Origin of the sequence: Nonomuraea sp. NPDC050404 (assembly GCF_040655495.1) — a bacterium.
Taxonomy (GTDB): domain Bacteria; phylum Actinomycetota; class Actinomycetes; order Streptosporangiales; family Streptosporangiaceae; genus Nonomuraea.
This window is the reverse complement of record NZ_JBFAKB010000011.1, coordinates 173,337-195,132: the sequence shown is the minus strand read 5'-3', so window position 1 is coordinate 195,132 and position 21,796 is coordinate 173,337. Positions and strand designations below refer to the sequence as shown.

Sequence of the window (21,796 nt, the reverse complement as noted above, 5' to 3'; positions counted from 1 at the left end):
AAGTGATGCAGACGCGACGCGCCCACCTGTAGGGGGTCCGGCCCGCGCAAGTAGCGAACCTCCGCCAGCGCGCGGGCGCTGGCGGGGGTCGTTTCGCCTATTTCCCTGAGCCGTCTGGCCCCACTCGGGGGCGTGCCGAGGCTAGTTGTTGGGGATGGTCAGTTCGCGGGGGTAGCTGGTGCCGACGCACTTGCGTATCACGAATATGGCAGTGCGTCCTCCGTACGGGTAACCCACCTGGGTGGACTCCACACGGCCACCCATGGCGTGACATTGCGCTTCGGTGACGATCTCAGCCGAGGCGGCGGGCGCGAGCGTGACCATGGCGGCAGCGGCGGCCAGCAGGGCGCCGGCCATTCGGGCGGGGATGCGCATGTAGTTCCTCCTGTTGGGAGAGCACGGACCCTTCATGTGCAGACTCCCTCTCCTCCACCATCACGTAAAGTAGCTTAGCAGCTACAGAGAGTATGCATGGCTCGGCGAGAGGCCGCCACGCGCGGTCACCTCCCCTGTCGCTGGGTCATCTCTGGCCACTCCTGTTGACGCCGGCCAACTCTCTGGCCACTTTGGTTGGCACTCGACCAGATGCGATGTCACCTGACAGGCGGCATCAGATCGGCTGAGCCGAGACAGCGGGGCCCGGAACGTAGCTGAATGATCTTGCTATAACTCACGATAATCCTTCTTATCGTGAGTTATAATCGATCATGAGAGCGCTTGATCACGAGCCCCTCCAGCGCGTCAGGTGCACCCAACGCCCGACGTCAACCAACCCGACAACACGCAAGCGAAAGAGCTGTCTATATGACGACGTCTGGCATCTTCGACCCTGGAGCCGAGTTGGAGCGTCACGGCGGCAGCGAGGTGATTCCCGCTGATGAGGCGGAGCAGTGGGCCCGGCTCGCCGAGCTCGACCAGGCGGCCGAGGAGTTCGAGCCCCGCGCGGAGAACACGCTGCGCTCCTACGCCTCCGACTGGCGGGTGTGGGAACGGTACGTCGCCGCGGTGGGCATCCCGCTGGAGGCCGGCACGCCGGGCGCCTTCTTGGGGTTCGTGATCTGGCTCGGCAAGGAGGGCAAGGCCCCGTCGACGATCCAGCGGAACCTGTACGGCGCGGCGGTGTCCCTGAGGGAACGCGGCGTCGCGGTGCATCCGAACGGGCCGAAGAAAGCGAAGAAGGCGGTTGACGCGCTGGCCCGCATGCTGGCCGAAGCGGGGGAGCAGCGCGGCCGTGGCCAGGCCCCGCCGCTGACGATCCCGCAGCTTCGTACGATATCGAAGGCGCTGCCGGACACACTGAAAGGCAAGCGGGATCGGGCGATTCTCACGGTCGGGTTCGGCATGGCGGCGCGCAGGAGCGAGTTGGCGAACCTCCGCGCCCGCGACGTGGTGGTGACAGACAAGGGGCTGCAGGTGTTCGCCCGGTACGGCAAGACCGGCGCCCGCTCGCCCGCGATCAAGCGCGGTGAGAACGAGTGGACGTGCCCGCAGCGTGCCTGGCAAGCGTGGGCGTCGGTCGCGGACCTCGACCCGGATGGGCCCGCGTTCCGGCGGTTCAACGGACGCGCGATGCTGGGCCCGATCGCCGCGCAAGGCATCGGGATCGCGGTCACGGCGGCGGCCGAGGCTGTGGGCTTGATCGGCATCACCGGGCACAGCATGCGCGCCGGCCTCGCCACGGCGGCGCGGGAGGCCGGGCACGACACCAAGACAATCGCCGTGCAGGGCGGATGGTCGCCGAACGGCACCGCGCTGCACGAGTACCTGCGGATCGTGGACCAGTGGGCAGACAACGCCACGGCGGGCATCGGCATGTGAAGTGGGGCCGACTCCCATGGCTGCGGCGGGCGGCCCACTCAGCCATCCAGACTTGAACAGTGCCACCAGGTTTCTGGCGTGCAGCATGGACTTGCGGCCAAGGTCGAGACTTCCTTGACAATTGCTCTGGCGATGACAGAGTGGAGGTCCAAACGGTTTCACAACAGAGAACGGAGAGGATAAATGAGAGCAATTTCGGTGGCCATGGCCGCATTACTTATGACCGGCACCATGGTTGGCACCGCAGGGGCAGCGGTGGCGAAGACCGTCGAAGACGGTACCAGTGCAGCTGCGCCCTGGGCAAGCGTGTCCGGTGAATGTCAAGTCCAGGGTTATCGGGGAAGCATCAAGGCATATTACCAAATCCTTCGCACACAGGATTTTATCAACCGATTCAACTGGTACGTAAGTAGCGGTGGTAGCCGTCTCGGGAAGAAGAGCAATATTGAAATAAGAGTGATGCACAATCGCCCGCACAGTCTTGATAGACCCATCATTGTCTGGAACTCGAAGGATAACGTCCGTAAAGGGCCGGGCGGCCTTTCGAAGATCGTGCGCGTGGAGCGGCGACACCGGATCTACATCACCGCCCGGTTCGACTTCGATCGCCCGGGACTACCTGATTTTCGCTGCCAGGCGCGAACAAGAGATTTCTAGCCTGGAAGTTGCGCCAATGACGGTCCTCTGTTGTGAGGATATCGGCCGCAGCGATTCACTCCCAAATACGGCCGACGATATCAAAAGCGGCAGCGTCAAATCAGCCTGGTCGGCGTAGACCTGACCCGCGCGAGCCTGACCGACGCACCTGGACCACGTGGGATGGAGCGAAGAGACGCGCTGGCCCGCGTCGGGCGGAGCGGATGCGGGGGTGTCGGACCGGCTGCTGGACGGGCGGTGGCGGGTGTGAGTCGAGGGCGTCTCGGAGGACGCCCCGGTGCTCGTCTAACGCCGGGTTTCTAGTACGTCGGGGGTTGCGGTGACTTGACAACAGTGCATATGCTCTGCGCCAGAGTGGAACACGCTTGCCAAAGTGCTTGCGTGTTTGCACGTACGCATCTCTGAGTCTGCGCGTGTCGAACGATCACGACTCCCCGCATGGTCTCCGATCCCCCTGAGAACTGATCTTGTCTGACGCGCTCTGAGACGCGCGCACAAGCTGGAAGGCCCCGCCCCCGCAGATGGGACGGGGCCTTTCCCATGTCCACCCGGCCCCGGTTGCGGCCCTGCGTCGCTCGGGGGAGGCGCGGAAAACGAGCCGGGGCCGGGTCCCCAACCTCTGCCGGAGGTCCCCTCATGTACTGGCACACCCGCGACAACGCAGAGCAGGAAGGCCGCCAGCGTGGCCGCCTGGTCGACCGCAGCATGTGGCTCCACGACGCACCCCGCCTCACGCTGTGGTGCCGCCTCTTCGGGCACAAGCCGGTCATCGACGGGTACAGCCCCCACGACTGCGGCCTGCCCGCGCGCCGCTGGGTCACCTGCGACCGGTGCGGCGTTCGCCCCGACCCGCAGGGCGACCTCGACCCCGAAGAGTGGCCCATCGGCGACCGCTACGACGGCCTGTACGAAACGCCGGAGCGCCATGTCCTCACCACCGAGGAGATCCGGACAGCCATGAACCGCGTCCGCGCCGGCCTCCGGCTGCCCGGCCCGTGGCCTAAGCACCCGACCGGCAGCATCGGCGGGCAACTGATCCTGGGCCGCACCTTCGGCGGCTTCTCCGCCGAAGTGGAAATCGGCTGCGCTGGCGCAGAGAACACGCTAGCCGCGCACATCCGCCTCAACCCGATCGGCGCCCTCTACCTCCACACCGAGGCGTTCGGCACCTGGCTCCAGCGCCGCCTCAACAGCAAGGGCTACGCGTCGCGGCTGATCGGGCTGTCGGTCGACAGCTGGGGGATCCGTACGAAGCTGTGGTCCCGCGAAGGCGAGTGGTCTTCGGCCGATCCGTGGTGGATGCACGGCAGCGTCAACCTCGACCTGGCGGAGAAGCTGCTCGGCCCGAAGCGGTACAGCTACCGCACTGTGGACGGCCCGGTCATGGGCTGGATCCGGATGCCTGAGGGCGACAGCCACCAGGTGCAGCTCACCCTGAAGCGGGCTCGGCTCGGCCGCCCCCGCGCCGAGTGGGCCGCGAAGTACCACTGGTCGGTCGAGTGGGAGTCGGCCACGCCGATCGTCACCCGCCCGTCCAAGGGCGGCATCGTGGCGGCGTCCGTGGAGGTGCCCGACCAGGCTGTCGACTCCCGCTCATGGGACGCCCTCGCCTGCACGCTCGCCGCGCAGCAGCTCTGCGCACGACGCGCCGAGTACAACTACCAGCCGGAGACAGAGCAGTGACGGCCATCATCTCCGGTGGCCCTCTACCCCGGCGGTCGGTGGCTTGTGGGAAATAACCTCGCACAAAGTAACAACCTGCAGTGAACCGGTGCGAAGCGGGGGCCCGGCGGTCTACGGTCAGAGCATGACGGCCGACGCACTCGAAGCACTCGGAGTGATCGAGGCTGCGCTGTGGGGTATGGCCGGTGGCGCGGCTGTGGCGCTCGTGTCGCTGACGGCCGCCATCAAGGCCGCGGGCTACCGCTGGCCCTGGCGCGGCAAGAACGGCGTCTCGAAGGACGAGGCCCGCGAGCGGTTCTGGGCCCGTCTGGCGGTGCTTGGAGGATCGCTGGGGCTCGGCGCGATTGTGGCGGCCGCCGCGCACGGTCAGATGAGCGGCCCGTGGCCGGCCTTCCTGCTCGGCGTGGGCGCCGAGGCCAGCGTGCGCGGCCTCCTGGCGGGCGTCGAGGTGACGGTGCGCAAGCCGGAGGACGCAGCATCAACCGGTCTACCGAGCCTACAGGCCGGGCCTGTGGCCGCGCCGGTCGAGGCGGGCGGGGGTGGGGGTGGGGATCGTGCCGACGCCTCCTGACAGTCTGCTCGGCCGCCTGGCCCGCGCCACCCGGCCGCGCCGCCCGTGGCTGCGGCTGACCGCGTCTCCCTTCTGGGCTCAGGTGCTCATCGCTGCCGGGGCGCGACCGGCCGCCGCCCCCGACAGGATGGCAGTGGCCTTTCCTCCCCGACCGGCTGTACGACGCATCGAACCCCGCGCGGACCTGAGCGACGCGGACCTGACCGGCGCGGATCTGACCGGCGCGGATCTGACCGGCGCGGACCTGGGCGATGCGACCCTGACCCGCGCGAATTTGACCGGCGCGAATTTGACCGGCGCGTGGCTGAGCCACGCGAACCTGAACGGCGCGAACCTGCACAGCGCGTGGCTGAGAGGTGCAAACCTGAGCGGTGCGAACCTGTTCGGAGCGAATCTGTTCGGAGCGAATCTGTTCAGTGCGAACCTGACCCGCGCGAACCTTAACCGCGCGAACCTGAGCGGCGCGACCCTGAGCGTCGCGATCCTGACCCGTGCGAACCTGTTCGGCGCGATCCTGACCCGTGCGAACCTGTTCGGAGCGGACCTGTTCGGAGCGGACCTGTTCGGAGCGGACCTGTTCGGCACGATCCTGAGAGGCGCGATCCTGAGAGGCGCGAACCTGAGGGGCGCGGACCTGACCCGCGCGAACCTGCTCGGCGCGAACCTGCTCGGCGCGGACCTGCTCGGCGCGGACCTGACCCGGGCGACCCTGACCCGCGCGAACCTGAGCGGCGCGATCCTGATCGATGCGGACCTGACCGATGCGGACCTGACCGATGCGGACCTGACCGATGCGACCCTGACCGATGCGGACCTGACCGATGCGGACCTGACCGATGCGACCCTGACCGACGCGCGCCTTGGTGGGATGATGTGGGGCGAGGGGACGCGCTGGCCGACCGCCGGGTGGGCGGGGCGGATGCGGCGGGCTTCGGATCGGTTGCCGAACGACCGGTGGCGGGTGCGTGATGGGGACGTCATTCAAGAGGCCTCGCTCCTGGCGTGATCGGGCCTAATCGACAGACTCCGGACCTCTTGCAAACGGAATTGTCCGGAAATCCAACGACCAGCGCAGCGGCGCTTCATGGAGCTACGTGCGGCGGTGGTGGCTCGCCGCAGCTTCGGAAGTTCGAGTGTTACCGACCACCGCCTTGGCCACTTTCCCTGTCACCGGCCAACCCTCTGGCCGCTTCGGTTGGCACGCGGCCAGATTGCATGTCACCTGACAGTGGAGAACGCCCCCAACCCCGAGGACAAGACGACGTGACGCAGCGCTACATCAAGTACATGCCTCTCCCGGACATCCCGTCCGCGAGCAGGAATGCCAAGGACCACGACCTGTCGTCGATCCGCCGGTCAATCGAGACGTTCGGAGCCGTCGTCGCCGGGGAGGTCGACGAGCGCACCGGTCGGCTCGTCGCCGGTCACGGTCGCAAGGAGGTTCTGACCCAGATGCACGCCGAGGGCGCAAGCCCTCCGGAAGGCGTGCAGTTGACCGAGGACGGCACCTGGCAGGTCGCGATCGTGCGCGGCTGGCGGTCACGATCCGACGCCGACGCGGAGGCGTACATGATCGCGCACAACCGCACCAACGAAAAGGGCGGCTGGGACCAGGACATCCTGACCCGATCCCTGCTCGACATCCAAAAGGCAGACGCGGACCTGCTCGCGGCCACCGGCTACAGCCCCGACGAGCTAGCCGACCTTGAGGAAGTCCTCGCAGTGGACGCGACCATCACGGTGGGCGTGCACGACGACGAGCGGTACGACTTCGGCGGCGGCAGCGACGACGACGCTGATGGCCCGTCGCCGCAGGACTTTCAGGAGTTCGACGACGACATCCCCACCGACTACCAGTGCCCACGCTGCGCTTACTGCTGGAGTGGTAAGCCCAAATAGCAGACCCGCCACTCGCACTTGACTACAGCGTGAGGCCAAGTTCCTCGGCTGTCTGGATGCCGTAGTCGAGCACTTTGTGGCATGTCGGGCACAGCACCCAAACGTCATCTGGCCCGGTGTTGGCAAGCGACCGCCAGGCGCCGTTACGGGGCGTCTTGTGGGCTAACTCGACCACGCGCGACTCACCGCACGCTTCACACTCCCGCTTTCGGTGCGGGTGGTTGCGGAACCACCGGCCAACAACGCCTTCCCGTTTGCGCTTGCTGGCTTCCTCCGGCGTGAGCGTCGCGGGGCGTCCTTCGTAACGTTTCGGCTCCCCGCGAGCGCGGCGCTTTCGGCTTTCTGTTCGGGACTTGCGAGCAGCAGCAGTCGAGCACTCGGGTTGGCAATAACGCTGTCCGCGACCGACGAGGTCACGCTCCGCACTGAATGGCTTGCCGCACCACTTACAGGTGAGCTGTCGCGGAGCGGTGTCCTTCTGGCGAGTCTGGCAAGAGTCGCACCACTTCCGTGTCCTTCGCAGTGCAGCAAAGTGCACACCGCAACGCTGGCAGTCAACTTCGATCACTCTCTTATCATAGTCTGAACATTCTCGGAGTTAATGTGGAAGTGGCGGTAAAGCCCTCGTATCGGGTTCCGTCGATGACTGAAATCGCGGCGCTGCCTTGGAACGGATTCACTGCGATCAGTTGCTTCAGCGGTGCTGGTGGTTCGTCGCTCGGTTACCGCATCGCTGGCCTCCGCATGCTGTGGGCATCGGAGTTTGTGCCCGCGGCCGCCGACACCTACCGCGCCAACGCCAGCGAGCACACCTACCTGGACACCCGCGACATTCGCCAGGTCACCGCGAAGGACATCCTCGACCGGACGGGCCTCAAGGCGGGGGAAATCGACCTCATGGACGGCTCCCCGCCGTGCGCGGCATTCTCCACCAGCGGCAAGCGGGAGGCAGGGTGGGGCGTCGTCAAGACGTACTCGGACACACGGCAGCGCGTTGATGACCTGTTCTTCGAGTTCACGCGGCTCCTGGGCGACCTGCAGCCGAAGACCTTCGTCGCCGAGAACGTGTCGGGCCTGGTGCAGGGCACCGCGAAGGGCTACTTCAAGGAGATCTTGGCCGCGCTGCGCAAGCCTGGTTATCGTGTCAGCGCGAAACTGCTCGACGCACAGTGGCTCGGCGTACCGCAGCGCCGTCAGCGGCTCATCTTCGTTGGCGTCCGCGACGACCTCGGCATGCAGCCCGTCCACCCGAAGCCGCTGCCGTACCGGTACACAGTGCGCGACGCCATCAGCGACCTGCCCGGCGCGTTCGACGACCTGCAGACCGACCCGGAGACGGGCCAGCACCTCACCCTGCGCGGCTACTCCGTCGAACCACTGTGGCACGATCTTCGCCCAGGCGAAGGCCACAAGCAGCGCACCAGCCTCAAGCGGCTGGCATGGGATCAGCCGTGCCCAACCATCGTGGCCAGAGCAGGCACGGCGGGCACCGCCGCGATCACCCACCCCGACCACCCGCGATACCCGACCCTGGCCGAGCTGCGACGCCTGGGCGGCTTCCCGGACGACTTCGAGCTCACCGGCAACTACTACCGCCGGTGGGAACGCATCGGCCGCGCGGTGCCGCCCGTGATGATGGCGCAGATCGCCGAGACCGTCCGCGACGAACTGCTCGTCCCGCTGCGCAACTCGGGGAAGATCTGATGTGCGGCGTCGTCGCTGGCCTCGACAAGTTGAACATCGGCAGGGCCGTGGCCGCGCTCACGCACCGCGGGCCCGACGCCTCCCGCACGGTCACGGCGGCCGGCGTACACCTCGGCCACACCCGGCTCGCGATCCAGGACCTCGATGCCCGCTCGGACCAGCCGTTCCGATCCGGGCCGGTCACGATCGCGTATAACGGCGAGATCTACAACGCCGCCGAGCTGCGCCAGGCCGTGGAGGAACGCGACCCGGGCCGGGCGTGGGCGACGACCGGTGATACGGAGGTCCTGGCCGCCGCGCTCGCGGTGCTCGGCCCCGACCGGGCGCTGCCCCGCATCAACGGCATGTTCGCCGTGGCGTGGGCCGATGACCGGCGGCCGGGCGTGCTTCATGTCGCCCGCGACCGGCACGGCGAGATCCCCCTTCATCTGCACTTGGCGCAGCCAGTCATGGCCGCGTCGGAGCTGAAGGCATTCGCCGCAGTGGGCCGCCCCATGGCGTCGCATCTGATCGCGGACGTCCCCGCAGGTCAGTGGGGGACGATCCACGGCGGCCGCGCCTCCTGGTCACGGTTCCACACTCAGCGGTGCGCGCCGGCGGGCTACACCCTGCCACAGGCGTCGACCCGCTTGAAGGACACGCTCGCGCGCGCGGTGCAGCGGCGGCTCATCGCCGACGTGCCAGTGTGTGCGCTGCTATCAGGCGGGATCGACTCGGCCGCCATCACGTACGAGCTGGCGCAGCACGTGCCCGACCTGGTCGCCTACACCGCCCGCATGGACCCCCGATCGAGGGACCTGCGGTGCGCGCGAGAGACCGCCCAACATCTCGGGATCACGCTGGTAGAGGTCGATATCCCGGCGCCGACCGCCGACGACCTGGCCCGCGTGGTGTCCGTGATCGAGATGCCGCACAAGGCGCAGGTGGAGATCGGTTGGGCGTGTCTGCAGCTCGCCGAGCGGATCCGCGCGGACGGCTTCAAGGTCACCTACTCGGGAGAAGGTAGCGACGAGCTGTGGGCCAGCTATGGGTTCGCCTACCACGCCCTGCAGAAGACCGACTGGCACATCTATCGGCGTGACCTGATGGCAGCCCAGAGCAGGAAGAACTTCCCTCGCGTCAACAAGACGTTCATGGCGTACGGCGTCGAGGGGCGCCTGCCGTTCTGCGACCCGGACATGGTCGACCTGGCGCTGTCGCTGCAGCAGCACGCCGTGGCGGACGGCAAGGCCCGCCCCAAGGTGGTGCTGCAGCGGGCGTACGCCGGGCTACTGCCCGACGCTGTGGTGCGGCGGCCGAAGGTCGCGTTCCAGGACGGCCTTGGGCTGAAGACCGCGATCACGAACGTGCTGCCGAACCCGGGCCGCTTCTACCGGGCCGAGTACCAACGCCTCGTCAGGAACAGCAGAGCATGAGCGAAGACACCGACATCGCCGAGCAGTTCGACACCGGCGGCTGGCAGTTCACGCCCGACGTCGTGGACGTGTTCGACGACCACGTACGCGCCAGCGTGCCGCACTACGACGTGATCCAGGACCTCGTGGCCGAGACGACCGACTGGCTCGTCCCGGCCGGCGGCCTGGTCGCGGACCTCGGCGCGTCGACCGGCGCGTCAGCGCGGCGCATCATAGAGCGGCACCCTGACCGAGGCATCCAGTTCGTGCTGTACGACGAACAGCCCGCGATGCTCGAACAGGCCGACGCCGAGCTGCGGGAACTCGCCGTCAAGCTGGACACCGAGTTCGACATCCTGCTGAACCGGACCCGGATCCAGGACGGGCCGCTCGTGCACGAGAACGCCGACCTGACGCTGTGCCTGTTCACGCTGCAGTTCCTGTCACGTGAGGAGCGCGTCAAGGCGCTGCGGCTCGCCCGGCAGCGCGCGGCGGAGAGCGGCGCGCTGATCGTCGCGGAGAAGATCCGCGCCATCGACTCGCGGTGGGCGGAGATCGGCACCGACGTGGCCCACGACTACAAAGCCGCGCGCGGCATCTCCGACTCCGCAATTCGGGCGAAGGCGAAGGCCCTGCGCGGCGTGCTCCGGCCGTACCCGCAGCAGGCCACCGCAGACGCCACAGTCGCGGCCGGGTGGCACGCCCCAGAGGTCCTGTTCCGGTGGCATTCATGGGCGGTGATCGGCGCTTTCGCCTCAGCCCAGTGAACGAGGGGGTGTCCGATGTGGTTCGACGAGCGCCCACCCCCGGACTGGACGATCGAGCTTCCGCCCGGCATGGAACTGCTGAACAGCAACCAGCGGCTGCACCCGATGGCCAAGGGAAGACTCACGAAGCTGCTGCGTCGCGCTGGCCATAAGGCATCCCTGGCGGTCGGCCTGCCCCGGCTTGAGCGGGTGTACGTCGTCGGCGAGCTCCGGCCAACCGACAGGAGGCGGCGCGACCCCGGCAACTGGTACCCCAGCGCGAAGGCCGCGGTGGACGGCGCAATGACCGACGCCGGCGTCCTGGTCGACGACGACGCCGAACACCTCGTTGGCCCGGACATGCGGCTCGGGCCGATCGTCAAGGGCGGCCAACTCGTGCTGCACGTCTGGCGCGGCACCGACACCTGACCCGCGCTCACTGATCGTTCCTCCCACACCTCGGACGGAGGTTTCCCCTCATGGTTTCCAGCAGAAAGCGAGCGTCGGCCGCCGTCGTCGCGGAACGGCGCGCCAAGGCCGTACAGATGCGCATCGCAGGCATCAGCCCCACGATCATCGCTGAGAACCTCGGCTACTCCGGCGGCTCGGCGGCTGTCGTCAAGGACATCACCCGCTCGATGCAGAAAGCCGCCAAGGCGGAGCACATCGCGTCCGAGCACCTGCTGCAGATCGAGATCGATCGGCTGGACCGACTCATGGCTGCCGTCTGGGCCAAGGCGCTGTCCGGCGACGTGAAGGCCGTCGAGCAGGCCGAGAAGTTGATCGCCCGCCGATGCGCCCTGCTGGGCCTGGACCTGATCAACCGCAACGGGTCGGAGAACAGCGACATCGCCAGCCTGCTGGGCAACCTGTTCGCGAACCTGCAGGCTCGGCACGGTCAGAACGAGGTGACGGTCGAGGTCGTCGACGCCATCGAGGCTGGCGAGGACCGTCCGTGAGCTTGGCGGTCGTCACGCTGTCCCCGATGCAGGAACGCAGCATCGCGGAGTCCACGGCCCGGATCAACCTATGGACGGGCAGCGTACGGTCGGGCAAGACCATCGCGAGCCTGCTGCGGTTCCTGATCTACGTGGCGCAGGCGCCACGCGGCGGCCACCTGGTGGTCGTCGGCAAGACCAACGACACCATCGCGCGCAACGTGTTCGAGCCGCTCATGGACCCGAGCTTGACGGGGCCAGTGTCGCGGCGGATCTTCTACACGCGCGGAGCGGTCACGGCGAACATCCTCGGCCGCCGCGTTGAGATCATCTCCGCGAACGACGTCCGCTCAGAGTCCCGCCTGCGGGGTCTCACCTGCGCCGGAGCTTACGTGGACGAGGCGACGCTGATCCCTGAGGCGTTCTGGGACCAACTGCTCGCCCGCTGCAGCGTCCCCGGCGCGATGATCTTTGGGACGACGAACCCGGATGCTCCGAACCACTGGTTGCGCAAGCGGTTCCTGCTCCGCTCGCACGAGCTGGACCTACGCTGGTGGCACTTCACCCTGGACGATAACCCCAGCTTGGACCCGGTGTACGTGGCCAATCTCAAGGCCGAGTACACCGGACTCTGGTACCGCAGGTACGTGCTGGGGGAGTGGTGCATGGCCGAAGGCGCGATCTTCGACATGTGGGACCCCGACCGGCACATCGTTGACCAACTACCGCTCATGGAACGGTGGCTCGGGCTGGGCATCGACTACGGCACAGTCAATCCGTTCGCGGCCCTGCTCGCCGGGGTGTCCACCCCCGACCTGGACGGCCAACGGCGCATCTACCTGGCCAGCGAGTGGCGATGGGACTCCCGCCTCGAACGCCGACAGCTCACCGACTCGGAGTACTCGAAGAAGCTCACCGAATGGCTGGACAACGTGCCAGACACGTACGGACCCGGCACCATGGGACTCCGGCCGGACTGGATCATCGTTGACCCCAGCGCCGCGAGCTTCGTCACCCAGCTCCACCACGACGGGCTCCTGCCACAACTCGGCGACAACGCCGTCCTCGACGGCATCCGCACCGTCTCCAACCTGATCGCCAGCGACCTGCTGCGGGTGCACCGCTCCTGCGCCAGCTGGCTCGGCGAAGTCGGCTCCTACAGCTGGGACGACAAGAAGGCGGAGCGCGGAGACGACGCCCCCGTGAAGGTCGACGACCACTCGATCGACGCCAGCCGATACATCCTGCACACCACGCAGGCCGTCTGGACGCCACTGATAGAGCCCGTGCCCGACTACTGGCGCAAGCACTAACGCTCGCGTCACAGACGCCCACCGTCTCCACGGTGGGCCGCTCGACGCAACCTCGGGACTGCGTCGAGCCGGTGCGGCCACCGACCCCTGCCGTTGAGGGGCGGCGCGGGGCCGGGGGCCGCACCCCCAACCACCAACGTCAGGGCCATCCAACCGGATGGCCCTTCTGCATGTTCAGGAGGGCACCGATGCAGGACAACGCGCAACTGACCGAAGGTCGGCACCTCGCTGCTGGCGTGGGCCGCCACGACACCGCCAAGTGGCGATGCCACTGGAAGCTGGAGAAGTTTCACGGCGACGACACCGCCGCCAAGCCGTTCGAGACGATCGAGCGTGAGGGCAACCTGCTCATGTACGGCGGGGTCGCTGCGCTGTGGCACCGCCTGATCGGCGGCAGCACCGTCGCAGCGTTCGACGCGGCCAACGCCCGGGTCGGCGTCGGCGACGGCACCGCCGCGGCGGATGCCGTGCAGATCGACCTTCAGGGCGCGAACAAGCTCCGCAAGGGGATGGACGCGACGTACCCGCAGCACACGGACGGCACTGGCGCCGGAGCCACGACCCTGACATTCCGGTCGACGTTTTCCACCTCGGAGGCCAACTTCACCTGGAACGAGTGGGGGATCTTCAACGCTGTGACGGGTGGCCGGCTGCTCAACCGCAAGGTCGAGAGCCTCGGAGCCAAGACCTCCGCCGCGAGCTGGGTGTTCACGGTCCAGCTGTCCCTGGTTTAAGTCACAACGCGACTGCCTGACAGGGAGGGGAGCGCGTGGCGACGATCCTGGAGGACTTTGAGGACGACACCTTCAGCCTCCTCATCGGAGGTGACTGGGCGCGGGACGACGATTACGCCGCTTTCGGAACGTATTCGCTCAAGAGCGCCGACATCGCTGCGTTTGGTGTGACGGAAGCCACGGTCACCGTACCGGCCGGGGCGACGTCCCTGACCTTCTACTACCGGGTGTCGTCGGAAGAGGATTACGACCAGTTTTACGTCTTGGTCGACGGCGCGGAAAGGCTTGTCGCCTCGGGCGAGGTGGCTTGGACCCCAGCCACGCTCGCCGTGACTGGCGCGTCCGTGGTCACCTTCCGGTACGACAAGGACCAAGACGTCGACAACGGGTCGGACGCGGCCTGGGTGGATCAGATCGAGTTCACCATTCCTGGGGAGCTTAAGAGCGCCACCGACAACGGCGCGCTGACCGAGACAGCCAACGCCACCCAGGCGCCGGAGGTCGCCAAGATCGCCAACGACAGCGGACGCCTGACCGAGGCGCGATGGAGGAACGAGCCGCAGGGCGGCACCGTGTCACCGTCGATCCGGTCGAGCTCCACGGCGGTATCCGGGTTGGCGACCTACACGATCAACGCGCCTGCTGGTGTGGTCCTCAACGACGTGCTGATCGCCATCCAGGCGGGGGACCGCGCGTCCACAGCGACCATGACGACCCCAATCGGCGGCACGACGTGGGAGCCGCTGGACGCTCTGGACGCGACCAGCCCGTCTAACGTTATTCAGGCCGTCCGGGTGTGGTGGAAGCGCGCTGGATCCGCTGAGCCGGGTCTCTACACGTTCAAGCATACGGGCGGCTCGGAGGGTCTCTGCGTGATCGTCGCCGTCAAGGGCGCGTCCCTCACGGTGGCTCCGAAGCTCCTCCGTTCGACAGATGGCACCGGCTTGAGTGTGACGACGCCAGGCATCACCCCGACGTCGGACGGCGATCTGGAACTCCGGCTGGTCGCCGCGTATGCGTTCGGCACCGCCATGACCTTCGCCGCGCCGGCCGGGCTCACCCCGGTCAACGCCGCCCAGTCGCGGGTCTACACCGTGCTGGCGGCGGCGGCTCGTCAGCTGCGGTCCAACGCAGCGACCGCCCCCGCGAACTTCGTCGCGTCGGTGGACGAGGTGATCTGGCGGAGCGGCTACACGCTGGCCATCGCCCCGGCCGTCGCCGGGCCCCCGGAGGTGACCAAGTCGGCGGCCGACGCCGCAGCGGTGGCCGAGTCATCGACGGTGGTCGTTGTCCCGGATGGTGAACCCCACGCGGCCAACGACGCGGGAACCCTGACGGAGACGGCCACGGTTACGGCCGACGCCACCTCCTTGGATGTGGCCACGCTGCACGAGGCCGTGGCGCTCGACGCTGGCTCGGGTACCGCTGACAGCGGCACGCTGGCCGAAGCGTTGATGCTACAACTCGGCTGGAGCAGCGTCGATCAGGCGCAGCTCACTGACGGCGGCCAGGTGGGCGCGCAGGCCGCAAGCGCCGACACCGGTACGTTGGTCGAGTTGGTCGATGTCGCCAAGACGATCGGCCCGGTCTCCAGCGACGCTGGGACGCTGGCCGAGGCCACCCTAGTGGACGCGGTGGCGGCGGCGGCCGATGCGGGCACGCTGACCGAAGCGACGATGTTGGAGCTCGGCCAGGGGAGCGCCGATCAGGCGCTCTTGGCCGAAAACGCCCAGGTGGAGGCACAGCCCGCCAGCGTTGACGGTGGCGCACTGGCTGAGACGGTGGACGTCGCGAAGATGATCGGCCCCGTCACCAACGACTTGGCCGCGCTGACCGAAGTCGCCACGGTGGAGGCGCAGGTGGCGGCGGCCGACGCAGGCGCGCTGACCGAGTCGGCTGTGGCGGCGGTCGTAAAGGAGTCCACCGACTTTGGGCAACTCTTCGAGTTCGTCTCGGCCGGCTTGGACGTGGTTGACACCGCAACGCTCATTGAATCCGCTGTCGTTGACGCGGTCATCGCGGCCTCCGAAAGCGCGTCCTTGGCCGACACGTCGTCGCTTGAGGCACCCAAGTTCGCCACCGACGCCGCAGTGCTCGTCGAGCACGCTGAAGTGCTCGATATCGGGCGCGCCGTCGTCGGCGCCGGGCTCGTCCGTCGCGGCTGGTCCGCTCATTCGCCGCGCCGCCGCTGGGCTGTCGGGAAGCCGCGTCGGGCTTGGCGGGCGGATTCACCCCACACGTAGGGAGGTGCTCAGTGGAACCGATGTCCTCCCTGTCCAGGGAGTACTTGTACGTCTACGTCGAGGGAGCGACCGGCAGCGAAGCCGTGGAGATGGCCTTCACCGCCCCGGGCTCCAAGCCGATCGACGCCGATTGGCGGCCGGCTGAGTGGGAGCCTCCGTCGCAGGATGGCGCGGATGCGCGCATCCTCGTCGGTCCTGGCGAGGACGCGGTGGCGCTGCCCGAGGGCACCCATCTGGCGTGGGTCCGCGTAACCGCTGTCGACGAGCAGCCTGTGCTTCCTTCCGGGCTGGTCCCCATCACATGAACGACGCGAACGAGAGGTGGTGTGATGCCGCTCCCCACTCATGACCAGGAGTGGCCGCCCCCGCACATGCGTGCTGAGATGCGCCTGTACGCCCAGCATGGAGCCTGGTACTCCGGCGATCCCGACCGGCTCGCCGAGGTGTACGGCAACGGTGCGGTGACGCCGGGCCTGGGCCTCGATTTGAAGGGCTGGGACAGGCCTTTGCAGTGGGCTGGCGGCGCGGTCGGCCGCGTGGCGCGCTGGTTCTGGGGTTCGCCGATCCCGGCCGGACAATCCAGGTCAACGAAGCTGCACGTGCCGCTGGCGGCGGACATCGCGGCCAAGTCCGCGGACCTGCTGTTCAGCGAACCGCCCACCCTGAGGGCGGCGGGCAAGAAGACGCAGAAGCGTATCGACCAGATCATGAACGAAGGCAGCGTGTACGCCGGGCTGTTGGAGGCTGGTGAGCTGGACAGCGCGTACGGCGGCGTCTACCTGCGCGTCGGCTGGGACACGGAGATGGTTGATCATCCGGTGGTGGACTCGCTCCCCGCGGACTCGGCCGTGCCGGAGTTCCACTCGGGCCGACTGCATGCGGTGACGTTCTGGCGGGTCGTTGGCGAAGATCAGAAGGTCGTGTGGCGGCATCTGGAGCGCCACGAGAAAGGCCGTGTGTTTCATGGCCTCTACCAGGGGGACGATTCGCGGCTGGGCCACATGGTGCCGCTGGAAGATCACCCAGCCACCGCCGGGTTCGCGGCCATCGTGGACGCTGATGGCGGGTTCGATAGTGGCTATCAAAAAGGCTTGCTTGTTCACTACGTGCCCAACATGCGGCCGCATAGGACGCTGAGAGGCACGGCGCTGGGCCGCTCCGACTACGCGGGTGTCGAGCCGCTCATGGACGCGCTCGACGAGACGTGGACGAGCTGGATGCGGGACCTGCGGCTCGGCAAGGCGCGCATCATCGTCCCCGAGGTCTACTTGCAAAACACGGGCCGTGGCAAGGGCTCGTACTGGGACCCCGACCGGGAGATCTACAGCGGGCTCGGCATGCTGCCGCCGGCGAACGGCGGCGGCAACATGATCACTGAATCCCAGTTCAAGATCCGTGTGGAGGAGCACCAGCAAACCGCCAAGGGCTTGGTGGCTCAGATCCTGCGCGGCGCTGGGTACTCGGTGCAGTCGTTCGGTGAGGCCGGCGAAGGTGTAGAGGCGACCGCGACGGAGATCCACTCCCGTGAGCGGCAATCCCTCACCACCAGGGGTCGGAAGGTCGGCTACTGGACGCCTGCGCTGGCGTGGTTGGGCGAATGCCTGCTGCACGTCGACCACTACATCTACAAGAGCAAGGTCACGGCGGAACGCCCGCAGGTCGAATGGCCGGACGGCGTGTTCCTGGAGACCGAGTCAGTGGCCCGCACCGTGGACCTGCTGAACAGGGCGCAGTCCGCGTCCATCGACACCCGGATCCGCATGGTGCACCCGGACTGGGACGACGAGCAGGTGACGGCCGAGATGAAGCGGCTGCGGGATGAGCTGGGCCTGAACGTTCGGGACGCCGACACGTTCGATGAGCAGATTCTCCCTGGCCTGGACGACGACCTCGATGGCTGACCTGGAGGAGGCGGTAGAGGCGCGTGTCGCGCTCGCCGCCGCGATCTCGTACAGGTACGCCGAGGCTGAGGAGCACCTGTTCGAGGTCATTGCCAAGGCGCTGGCCAAGGGCGGGAACGCGCCCCAGCAGGCGAGCGCCCGGCTCGCTGAGGTGCAAGCACTTGGCCTCCAGGTCGAGAAGATCCTCAAGGACCTGGAGGCGCTGGCAGCGCAGGCCGTCGAGGACGGTGTGACGAAGGCGTGGCAGGACGGCTTCGTGCGGGCGAGCCAGGAGCTGGAGCGTCTGGGCGACGATCAGGGCATCAGCCCCGGCAAGGGCTTGGCGCAGCTCCTGAAGGAGGCGTTGGGTCTGCTGCCTGCCCTCACAACGGGGGCGTTGAGGCAGGTCACCGACATCTACCGGCAGGTGATCGCGGAGACGACGCCGCTGGCGTTGACCGGCGCGATCACGCGGGAGCAGGCGACGACCCGGGCGCTGCAGAAGTTCGCCGCGAAGGGCATCACGTTCTTCGACGGCAAGGGTCGCACGTGGTCGATCTCCTCATATGCGGAGATGGCGACCCGTACGGCGATGGCGCGGGCGGCGAACGAAGGGCATCTGGCGACCCTGCGGGAGAACGGCCGTGACCTGGTCATGGTGTCGCGGGCGCCATACACGTGCCCGCTGTGTGATCCGTGGGAAGGCAAGGTGCTCACCCAGTCGGGGCAGGCCGGCGACCGGCAAGAGAAGAACGTCCTGACGGGCGAGGCCATAACGGTGCACGTCGCGGGCACCGTGGCGCAGGCCCGAGCGGCGGGCCTGCAGCACCCGAACTGCAAGCACACGTTCGGCGTCGTCTTACCGGGCCTGACGAAGCCGCCGCCGAAGCCGGAAGCGGAGGGCACGTACAAGGACACGCAGCAACAGCGGTACCTCGAACGGCAGATCCGAGGGTGGAAGCGGCGCGCGGCGGCGGCCCCGGCGGGCAGCCCAGAGAAGAAGACCGCGAATCGGCACGTCAAGGCGTACCAGGAGCAGATGACGGAGCACCTGGGCGAGACAGGGCTGCTGCGGCAGAGATCTCGTGAGCGGGTCCGTCCCGATGAGATGACGCCTCCGATGCTCCATCCGGCGCTGAAGCCGAAGCCCACGCCAGCACCGCCCAGCCCGACCCCCAATCCGGCACCCAGTCCGGCGGCGTCCATGCAAGCACCATCGCCGACGACGACCAGGCCCACCACGGGCGGACGCACGTCGTCAATGCGGGACGCTGTCCGTCACCGGACCAACGACGAGGGCGAGCAGTGGATCAGGGACAAGATGCCCGCGATCCCCAGGAGCGAATGGGCGCCGGACGAGAGGCGCGCGATCTGGGAGTACACGGGAGACACGCACCAGCCGATGAACGCGGCTCTGCGCGGACCCGCCGGTTCCGGCAGTTCCAGCACCCGAAAGCTGATCAACGACCTCGACAAGGCGATGGCGCGGCAGTCAGTACCGGAGCCGGTCATCGTGCACCGCGGCGTCGACGACAGGTTCACGAAGGCCAACGGTGTCGACATCACCTCGCCGGAGGAAATGGAAGGCATGGTCGGCCGTGTCCTACGGGACAAGTCGTACATGAGTACCAGCGTCGGCAGACAAGCCGCTTTCAGCAGCAACCCTATCGCCTTGGCTGTCCGCGTTCCCGCAGGTCACAACGCATTGAACGTGGACGGTCTTACGCAGTATCCCGGCGAACGTGAAATGCTTTTGCGTCGCGACACGACATATGTCGTCCATTCCGTATATAGAGTAAATGGCAAATGGTTTGTTGAAATCGAAGTGGTTCCTGACGATTGGTTCGTCACTGGGCCACCTGCCGATTGGCGCCCCGACCCGCTCGGCGACGTCGACACGGGCTACAGCTACTAAGAGAGGATGACGGAATGGCAGAACAGCACGACCCCGTACATCCGCGCTTCTCGGACAGCATCACGGTCATCGGCCAGGCGGCCGGTACGTACGGCAGTAGGCCCGCCGACCAGGCCGCCGTACGCCGCGCCCGACTGAAGGACCCGGACGGCATGGTCCTCGGCCATTTGTGGACCGACGACCAGGCAGCGGCCGGGTTCGTCAAGAACTCAGACGGGGGCAGGCCCGCCATCGCAGCAGCCGCGCAGGTGTGGAGCATCCTGAAGAACGCCTACGACGCGGGCAGGCCCGCCAGCGACGTTCTCGACCCCGCCCTGTACGCCCCACAGTTTGAGCTGGTCGTCGACTAACTCGAACTTCACCACCACATGAGAGGCCCGCCCGGCGCGGGCCTTTTTCATGTCCAGGCGCACCCCACCAGGTGCGCCTTTCTTATGTCCGCCCGCAGGCCGGGCGGTCCTGTGCGACAGCCCGCAGGCCGGGCGGCACATTACCGATTCGCAAGGAGTCAGCTTATGGCAGACGAGCAGATCGAGGTGGCCTCCACCGCCGACCAGGCTGCTACCCAGGCCGGCCAGGACAGCACCGCGCCGGAAGCGGTGAACGACACCGTCCCGGGGCAGACCCCGCCCACCGAGGACAAGGGCAAGGCGGACGCGCGGAAGATCGACGACCTTCCCGCGTGGGCGCAGGCCGAACTGCGGCGGGCTCGCAACGAGGCAGTCAAGTACCGCACGCAGCTTCAGGACAAGGACAAGCAGGCCGAGCAGAAGGCCGGGCCGTCTCCTGAGGAAGTTGCGGCGCAGGCGAAGACCGAACTGGCCCAGCAGATCGGCAAGGCCCTCGGCATCATTGCCGAGGAGGAGAAGCCCGTCGATCCGAACGACGTGATCAACCGCCTCACCTCCGAGCGGGACAGCACGGCGAAGGAACGCGATTCCGAGCGGGAGCTGCACCGCCGGGCGCTGGTCGAGCTGGGCGTGCACCGCACCGCACTGAAGGCGGGCGCGGACGGCGACGCGCTGCTGGACTCGCGTTCATTCCTGCGCAGCATCAAGGACCTCGACCCTGCGGCCGACGACTTCGGCACCGCTCTGGGTGAGCGGATTCAGCAGGCGATCGAGGACAACCCGAAGTTCAAGGCGGCCTCGCTGAGCGGGCCTCCTGCGAGGAGCGGAGGGGAGTTCACCGGTGGGCCCGGTGGCCGTAGCTCCGACCCGGACCAGATGACCACCGACGACTTCCGCGCGCAGCGGCGCCGCCAGAAGTCCAACCCCAACAAGGAGTAGGGCCCCACATGCCTAACACTTTTCTCACCCCGACCGTGATTGCCCGTGCGGCGCTGGCCACCCTCTATGAAACGACGGTCATGGCCCAGCTCGTTCACCGCGACTACGAGGAGGAGTTCGCGGCGCGTATCGGCGATACGGTCAACGTCAGGAAGCCGGCGACGTTCACCGCGAACGAGTATGTGCGCGAGAACGGTATCCAGATCCAGAACGCGCAGGAGACCTCTATCCCGGTCCGCCTGAACCATTTCGCGGACGTGAGCTTTGCGGTCACGACCGAAGAGCTGACCTTGCGGATCGAGGACTTCGGCGTCCAACTGCTCCAGCCTGCGATGGAGGCCATCGCGCAGAAGATCGACAGGGACATCCTGGCGCTGAGGGACGACATCAAGCAGGAGGTCGGCGTCACCGCTGAGGGTGGCGTGCAGTTCCCTGCGAACCCGACCGGCAAGAACATGTTCGACTACAGCAACCCCCGGTCCGCGATCGACGCGCGCAGGGTGTTGAACCAGAGGAACGTCCCGGCTGCGGACCGGAACCTGGTGATCGGCCCGGAGATCGAGGCCAAGTGGCTGGGTGACGAGCTGTTTCACAGGGCCGACGCGAGGGGCGACACGGACGGCTTGCGTGAGGCTTCACTGGGTCGTCGCGTTTTCGGTTTCGACCCGTATCAGACGCAGAACATTAAGGTCCCTGCGCAGACGACCGGAAATAGTACGACCGAGGTTGGCGTCGCATTTCATAGGACCGCGTTTGCCCTGGTGACGCGCCCACTTGTGCTGCCTCAGGGTGCGGCAAACGCTGCGGTCGCGTCCTATAAGGGTTTCGGCCTCAGAGTCGTAATGGATTACGACATCGACAAAAAGCAAGATGTGGTCTCGATCGACACGTTGTACGGCACGAAGACCCTGGATGAGTTCCGGGCCGTCCTCATCAAGGGTGCCGACGTCGCGTGAGTATCACGCAAGCGCTTCTGCTCGCGTAAATCCCTTCCAGTCCGCCCGTGCCTCGG

The 21,796-nt window shown here is 67.3% G+C and carries 21 protein-coding genes; 20 read left to right on the top strand and 1 reads right to left on the bottom strand.

Features of this window, described 5'->3' with window-relative positions; all coding sequences use genetic code 11:
- Positions 1-141: 141 nt before the first annotated feature.
- Entirely contained in the window at positions 142-375 is a 234-nt protein-coding gene (locus AB0I81_RS30025; protein WP_360663212.1) for a hypothetical protein, read from the bottom strand.
- 429 nt (positions 376-804) lie between these two features.
- Here AB0I81_RS30025 and AB0I81_RS30020 point away from each other — a divergent pair, with 429 nt between their 5' ends.
- The 20 genes from AB0I81_RS30020 to AB0I81_RS29925 all read left to right on the top strand — a co-directional run bounded on the left by AB0I81_RS30020 (position 805) and on the right by AB0I81_RS29925 (position 21,740).
- Entirely contained in the window at positions 805-1,818 is a 1,014-nt protein-coding gene (locus AB0I81_RS30020; RefSeq protein ID WP_360663210.1) for a tyrosine-type recombinase/integrase, read from the top strand.
- Between the two features lie 183 nt (positions 1,819-2,001).
- Positions 2,002-2,475, top strand: coding sequence for a hypothetical protein (locus AB0I81_RS30015; protein WP_360663208.1), 474 nt, complete (start codon positions 2,002-2,004; stop codon positions 2,473-2,475).
- Positions 2,476-3,111: 636 nt separating this feature from the next.
- The gene (locus tag AB0I81_RS30010; RefSeq protein ID WP_360663206.1) at positions 3,112-4,158 is read left to right on the top strand and encodes a hypothetical protein; all 1,047 of its coding nucleotides are present in this window, start codon (positions 3,112-3,114) and stop codon (positions 4,156-4,158) included.
- A 124-nt stretch (positions 4,159-4,282) separates the two neighbouring features.
- Positions 4,283-4,729 (top strand): hypothetical protein, encoded by a 447-nt coding sequence (locus AB0I81_RS30005; protein ID WP_360663204.1) that lies wholly within the window; start codon positions 4,283-4,285, stop codon positions 4,727-4,729.
- Positions 4,713-5,735, top strand: a complete 1,023-nt coding sequence (locus tag AB0I81_RS30000) for a pentapeptide repeat-containing protein (RefSeq protein WP_360663202.1) — start codon at positions 4,713-4,715, stop codon at positions 5,733-5,735. Before AB0I81_RS30005 ends, AB0I81_RS30000 begins: the two co-directional genes overlap by 17 nt.
- A 257-nt stretch (positions 5,736-5,992) precedes the next feature.
- Positions 5,993-6,628, top strand: a complete 636-nt coding sequence (locus AB0I81_RS29995; RefSeq protein ID WP_360663201.1) for a hypothetical protein — start codon at positions 5,993-5,995, stop codon at positions 6,626-6,628.
- A 642-nt stretch (positions 6,629-7,270) separates the two neighbouring features.
- On the top strand, positions 7,271-8,332 hold the full coding sequence (locus tag AB0I81_RS29990) for a DNA cytosine methyltransferase (protein WP_360663200.1): 1,062 nt from the start codon (positions 7,271-7,273) through the stop codon (positions 8,330-8,332).
- A complete protein-coding gene (locus AB0I81_RS29985; RefSeq protein ID WP_360663198.1) occupies positions 8,332-9,747 on the top strand; it encodes an asparagine synthase-related protein in 1,416 nt (471 codons plus the stop codon). The genes AB0I81_RS29990 and AB0I81_RS29985 overlap by 1 nt, the downstream gene beginning before the upstream one ends.
- Complete coding sequence (locus tag AB0I81_RS29980; RefSeq protein WP_360663196.1) at positions 9,744-10,493, top strand: methyltransferase; 750 nt, start codon at positions 9,744-9,746, stop codon at positions 10,491-10,493. Before AB0I81_RS29985 ends, AB0I81_RS29980 begins: the two co-directional genes overlap by 4 nt.
- Before the next feature lie 15 nt (positions 10,494-10,508).
- Complete coding sequence (locus tag AB0I81_RS29975; protein WP_360663194.1) at positions 10,509-10,901, top strand: hypothetical protein; 393 nt, start codon at positions 10,509-10,511, stop codon at positions 10,899-10,901.
- A 50-nt stretch (positions 10,902-10,951) separates the two neighbouring features.
- On the top strand, positions 10,952-11,431 hold the full coding sequence (locus AB0I81_RS29970; RefSeq protein WP_360663192.1) for a hypothetical protein: 480 nt from the start codon (positions 10,952-10,954) through the stop codon (positions 11,429-11,431).
- A complete protein-coding gene (locus AB0I81_RS29965; protein ID WP_360663190.1) occupies positions 11,428-12,723 on the top strand; it encodes a terminase family protein in 1,296 nt (431 codons plus the stop codon). The genes AB0I81_RS29970 and AB0I81_RS29965 overlap by 4 nt, the downstream gene beginning before the upstream one ends.
- Positions 12,724-12,911: 188 nt before the next feature.
- Positions 12,912-13,457: a hypothetical protein gene (locus tag AB0I81_RS29960; protein WP_360663188.1), complete on the top strand. Its 546-nt coding sequence runs from the start codon at positions 12,912-12,914 to the stop codon at positions 13,455-13,457.
- A gap of 35 nt (positions 13,458-13,492) precedes the next feature.
- Positions 13,493-15,700, top strand: a complete 2,208-nt coding sequence (locus AB0I81_RS29955; RefSeq protein ID WP_360663186.1) for a hypothetical protein — start codon at positions 13,493-13,495, stop codon at positions 15,698-15,700.
- An 11-nt stretch (positions 15,701-15,711) separates the two neighbouring features.
- Positions 15,712-16,005, top strand: coding sequence for a hypothetical protein (locus AB0I81_RS29950; protein WP_360663184.1), 294 nt, complete (start codon positions 15,712-15,714; stop codon positions 16,003-16,005).
- A 24-nt stretch (positions 16,006-16,029) separates the two neighbouring features.
- Complete coding sequence (locus AB0I81_RS29945) at positions 16,030-17,601, top strand: phage portal protein (RefSeq protein ID WP_360663182.1); 1,572 nt, start codon at positions 16,030-16,032, stop codon at positions 17,599-17,601.
- Positions 17,594-19,495, top strand: coding sequence for a phage minor capsid protein (locus AB0I81_RS29940; protein ID WP_360663180.1), 1,902 nt, complete (start codon positions 17,594-17,596; stop codon positions 19,493-19,495). Before AB0I81_RS29945 ends, AB0I81_RS29940 begins: the two co-directional genes overlap by 8 nt.
- Before the next feature lie 14 nt (positions 19,496-19,509).
- Entirely contained in the window at positions 19,510-19,845 is a 336-nt protein-coding gene (locus AB0I81_RS29935) for a hypothetical protein (protein WP_360663177.1), read from the top strand.
- Between the two features lie 165 nt (positions 19,846-20,010).
- Positions 20,011-20,784 carry a hypothetical protein gene (locus tag AB0I81_RS29930; protein WP_360663175.1) on the top strand — a complete coding sequence of 258 codons (774 nt, stop codon included), beginning with the start codon at positions 20,011-20,013 and terminating at the stop codon, positions 20,782-20,784.
- An 8-nt stretch (positions 20,785-20,792) separates the two neighbouring features.
- A complete protein-coding gene (locus AB0I81_RS29925) occupies positions 20,793-21,740 on the top strand; it encodes a P22 phage major capsid protein family protein (protein WP_360663172.1) in 948 nt (315 codons plus the stop codon).
- The last annotated feature ends 56 nt before the right edge of the window (positions 21,741-21,796 follow it).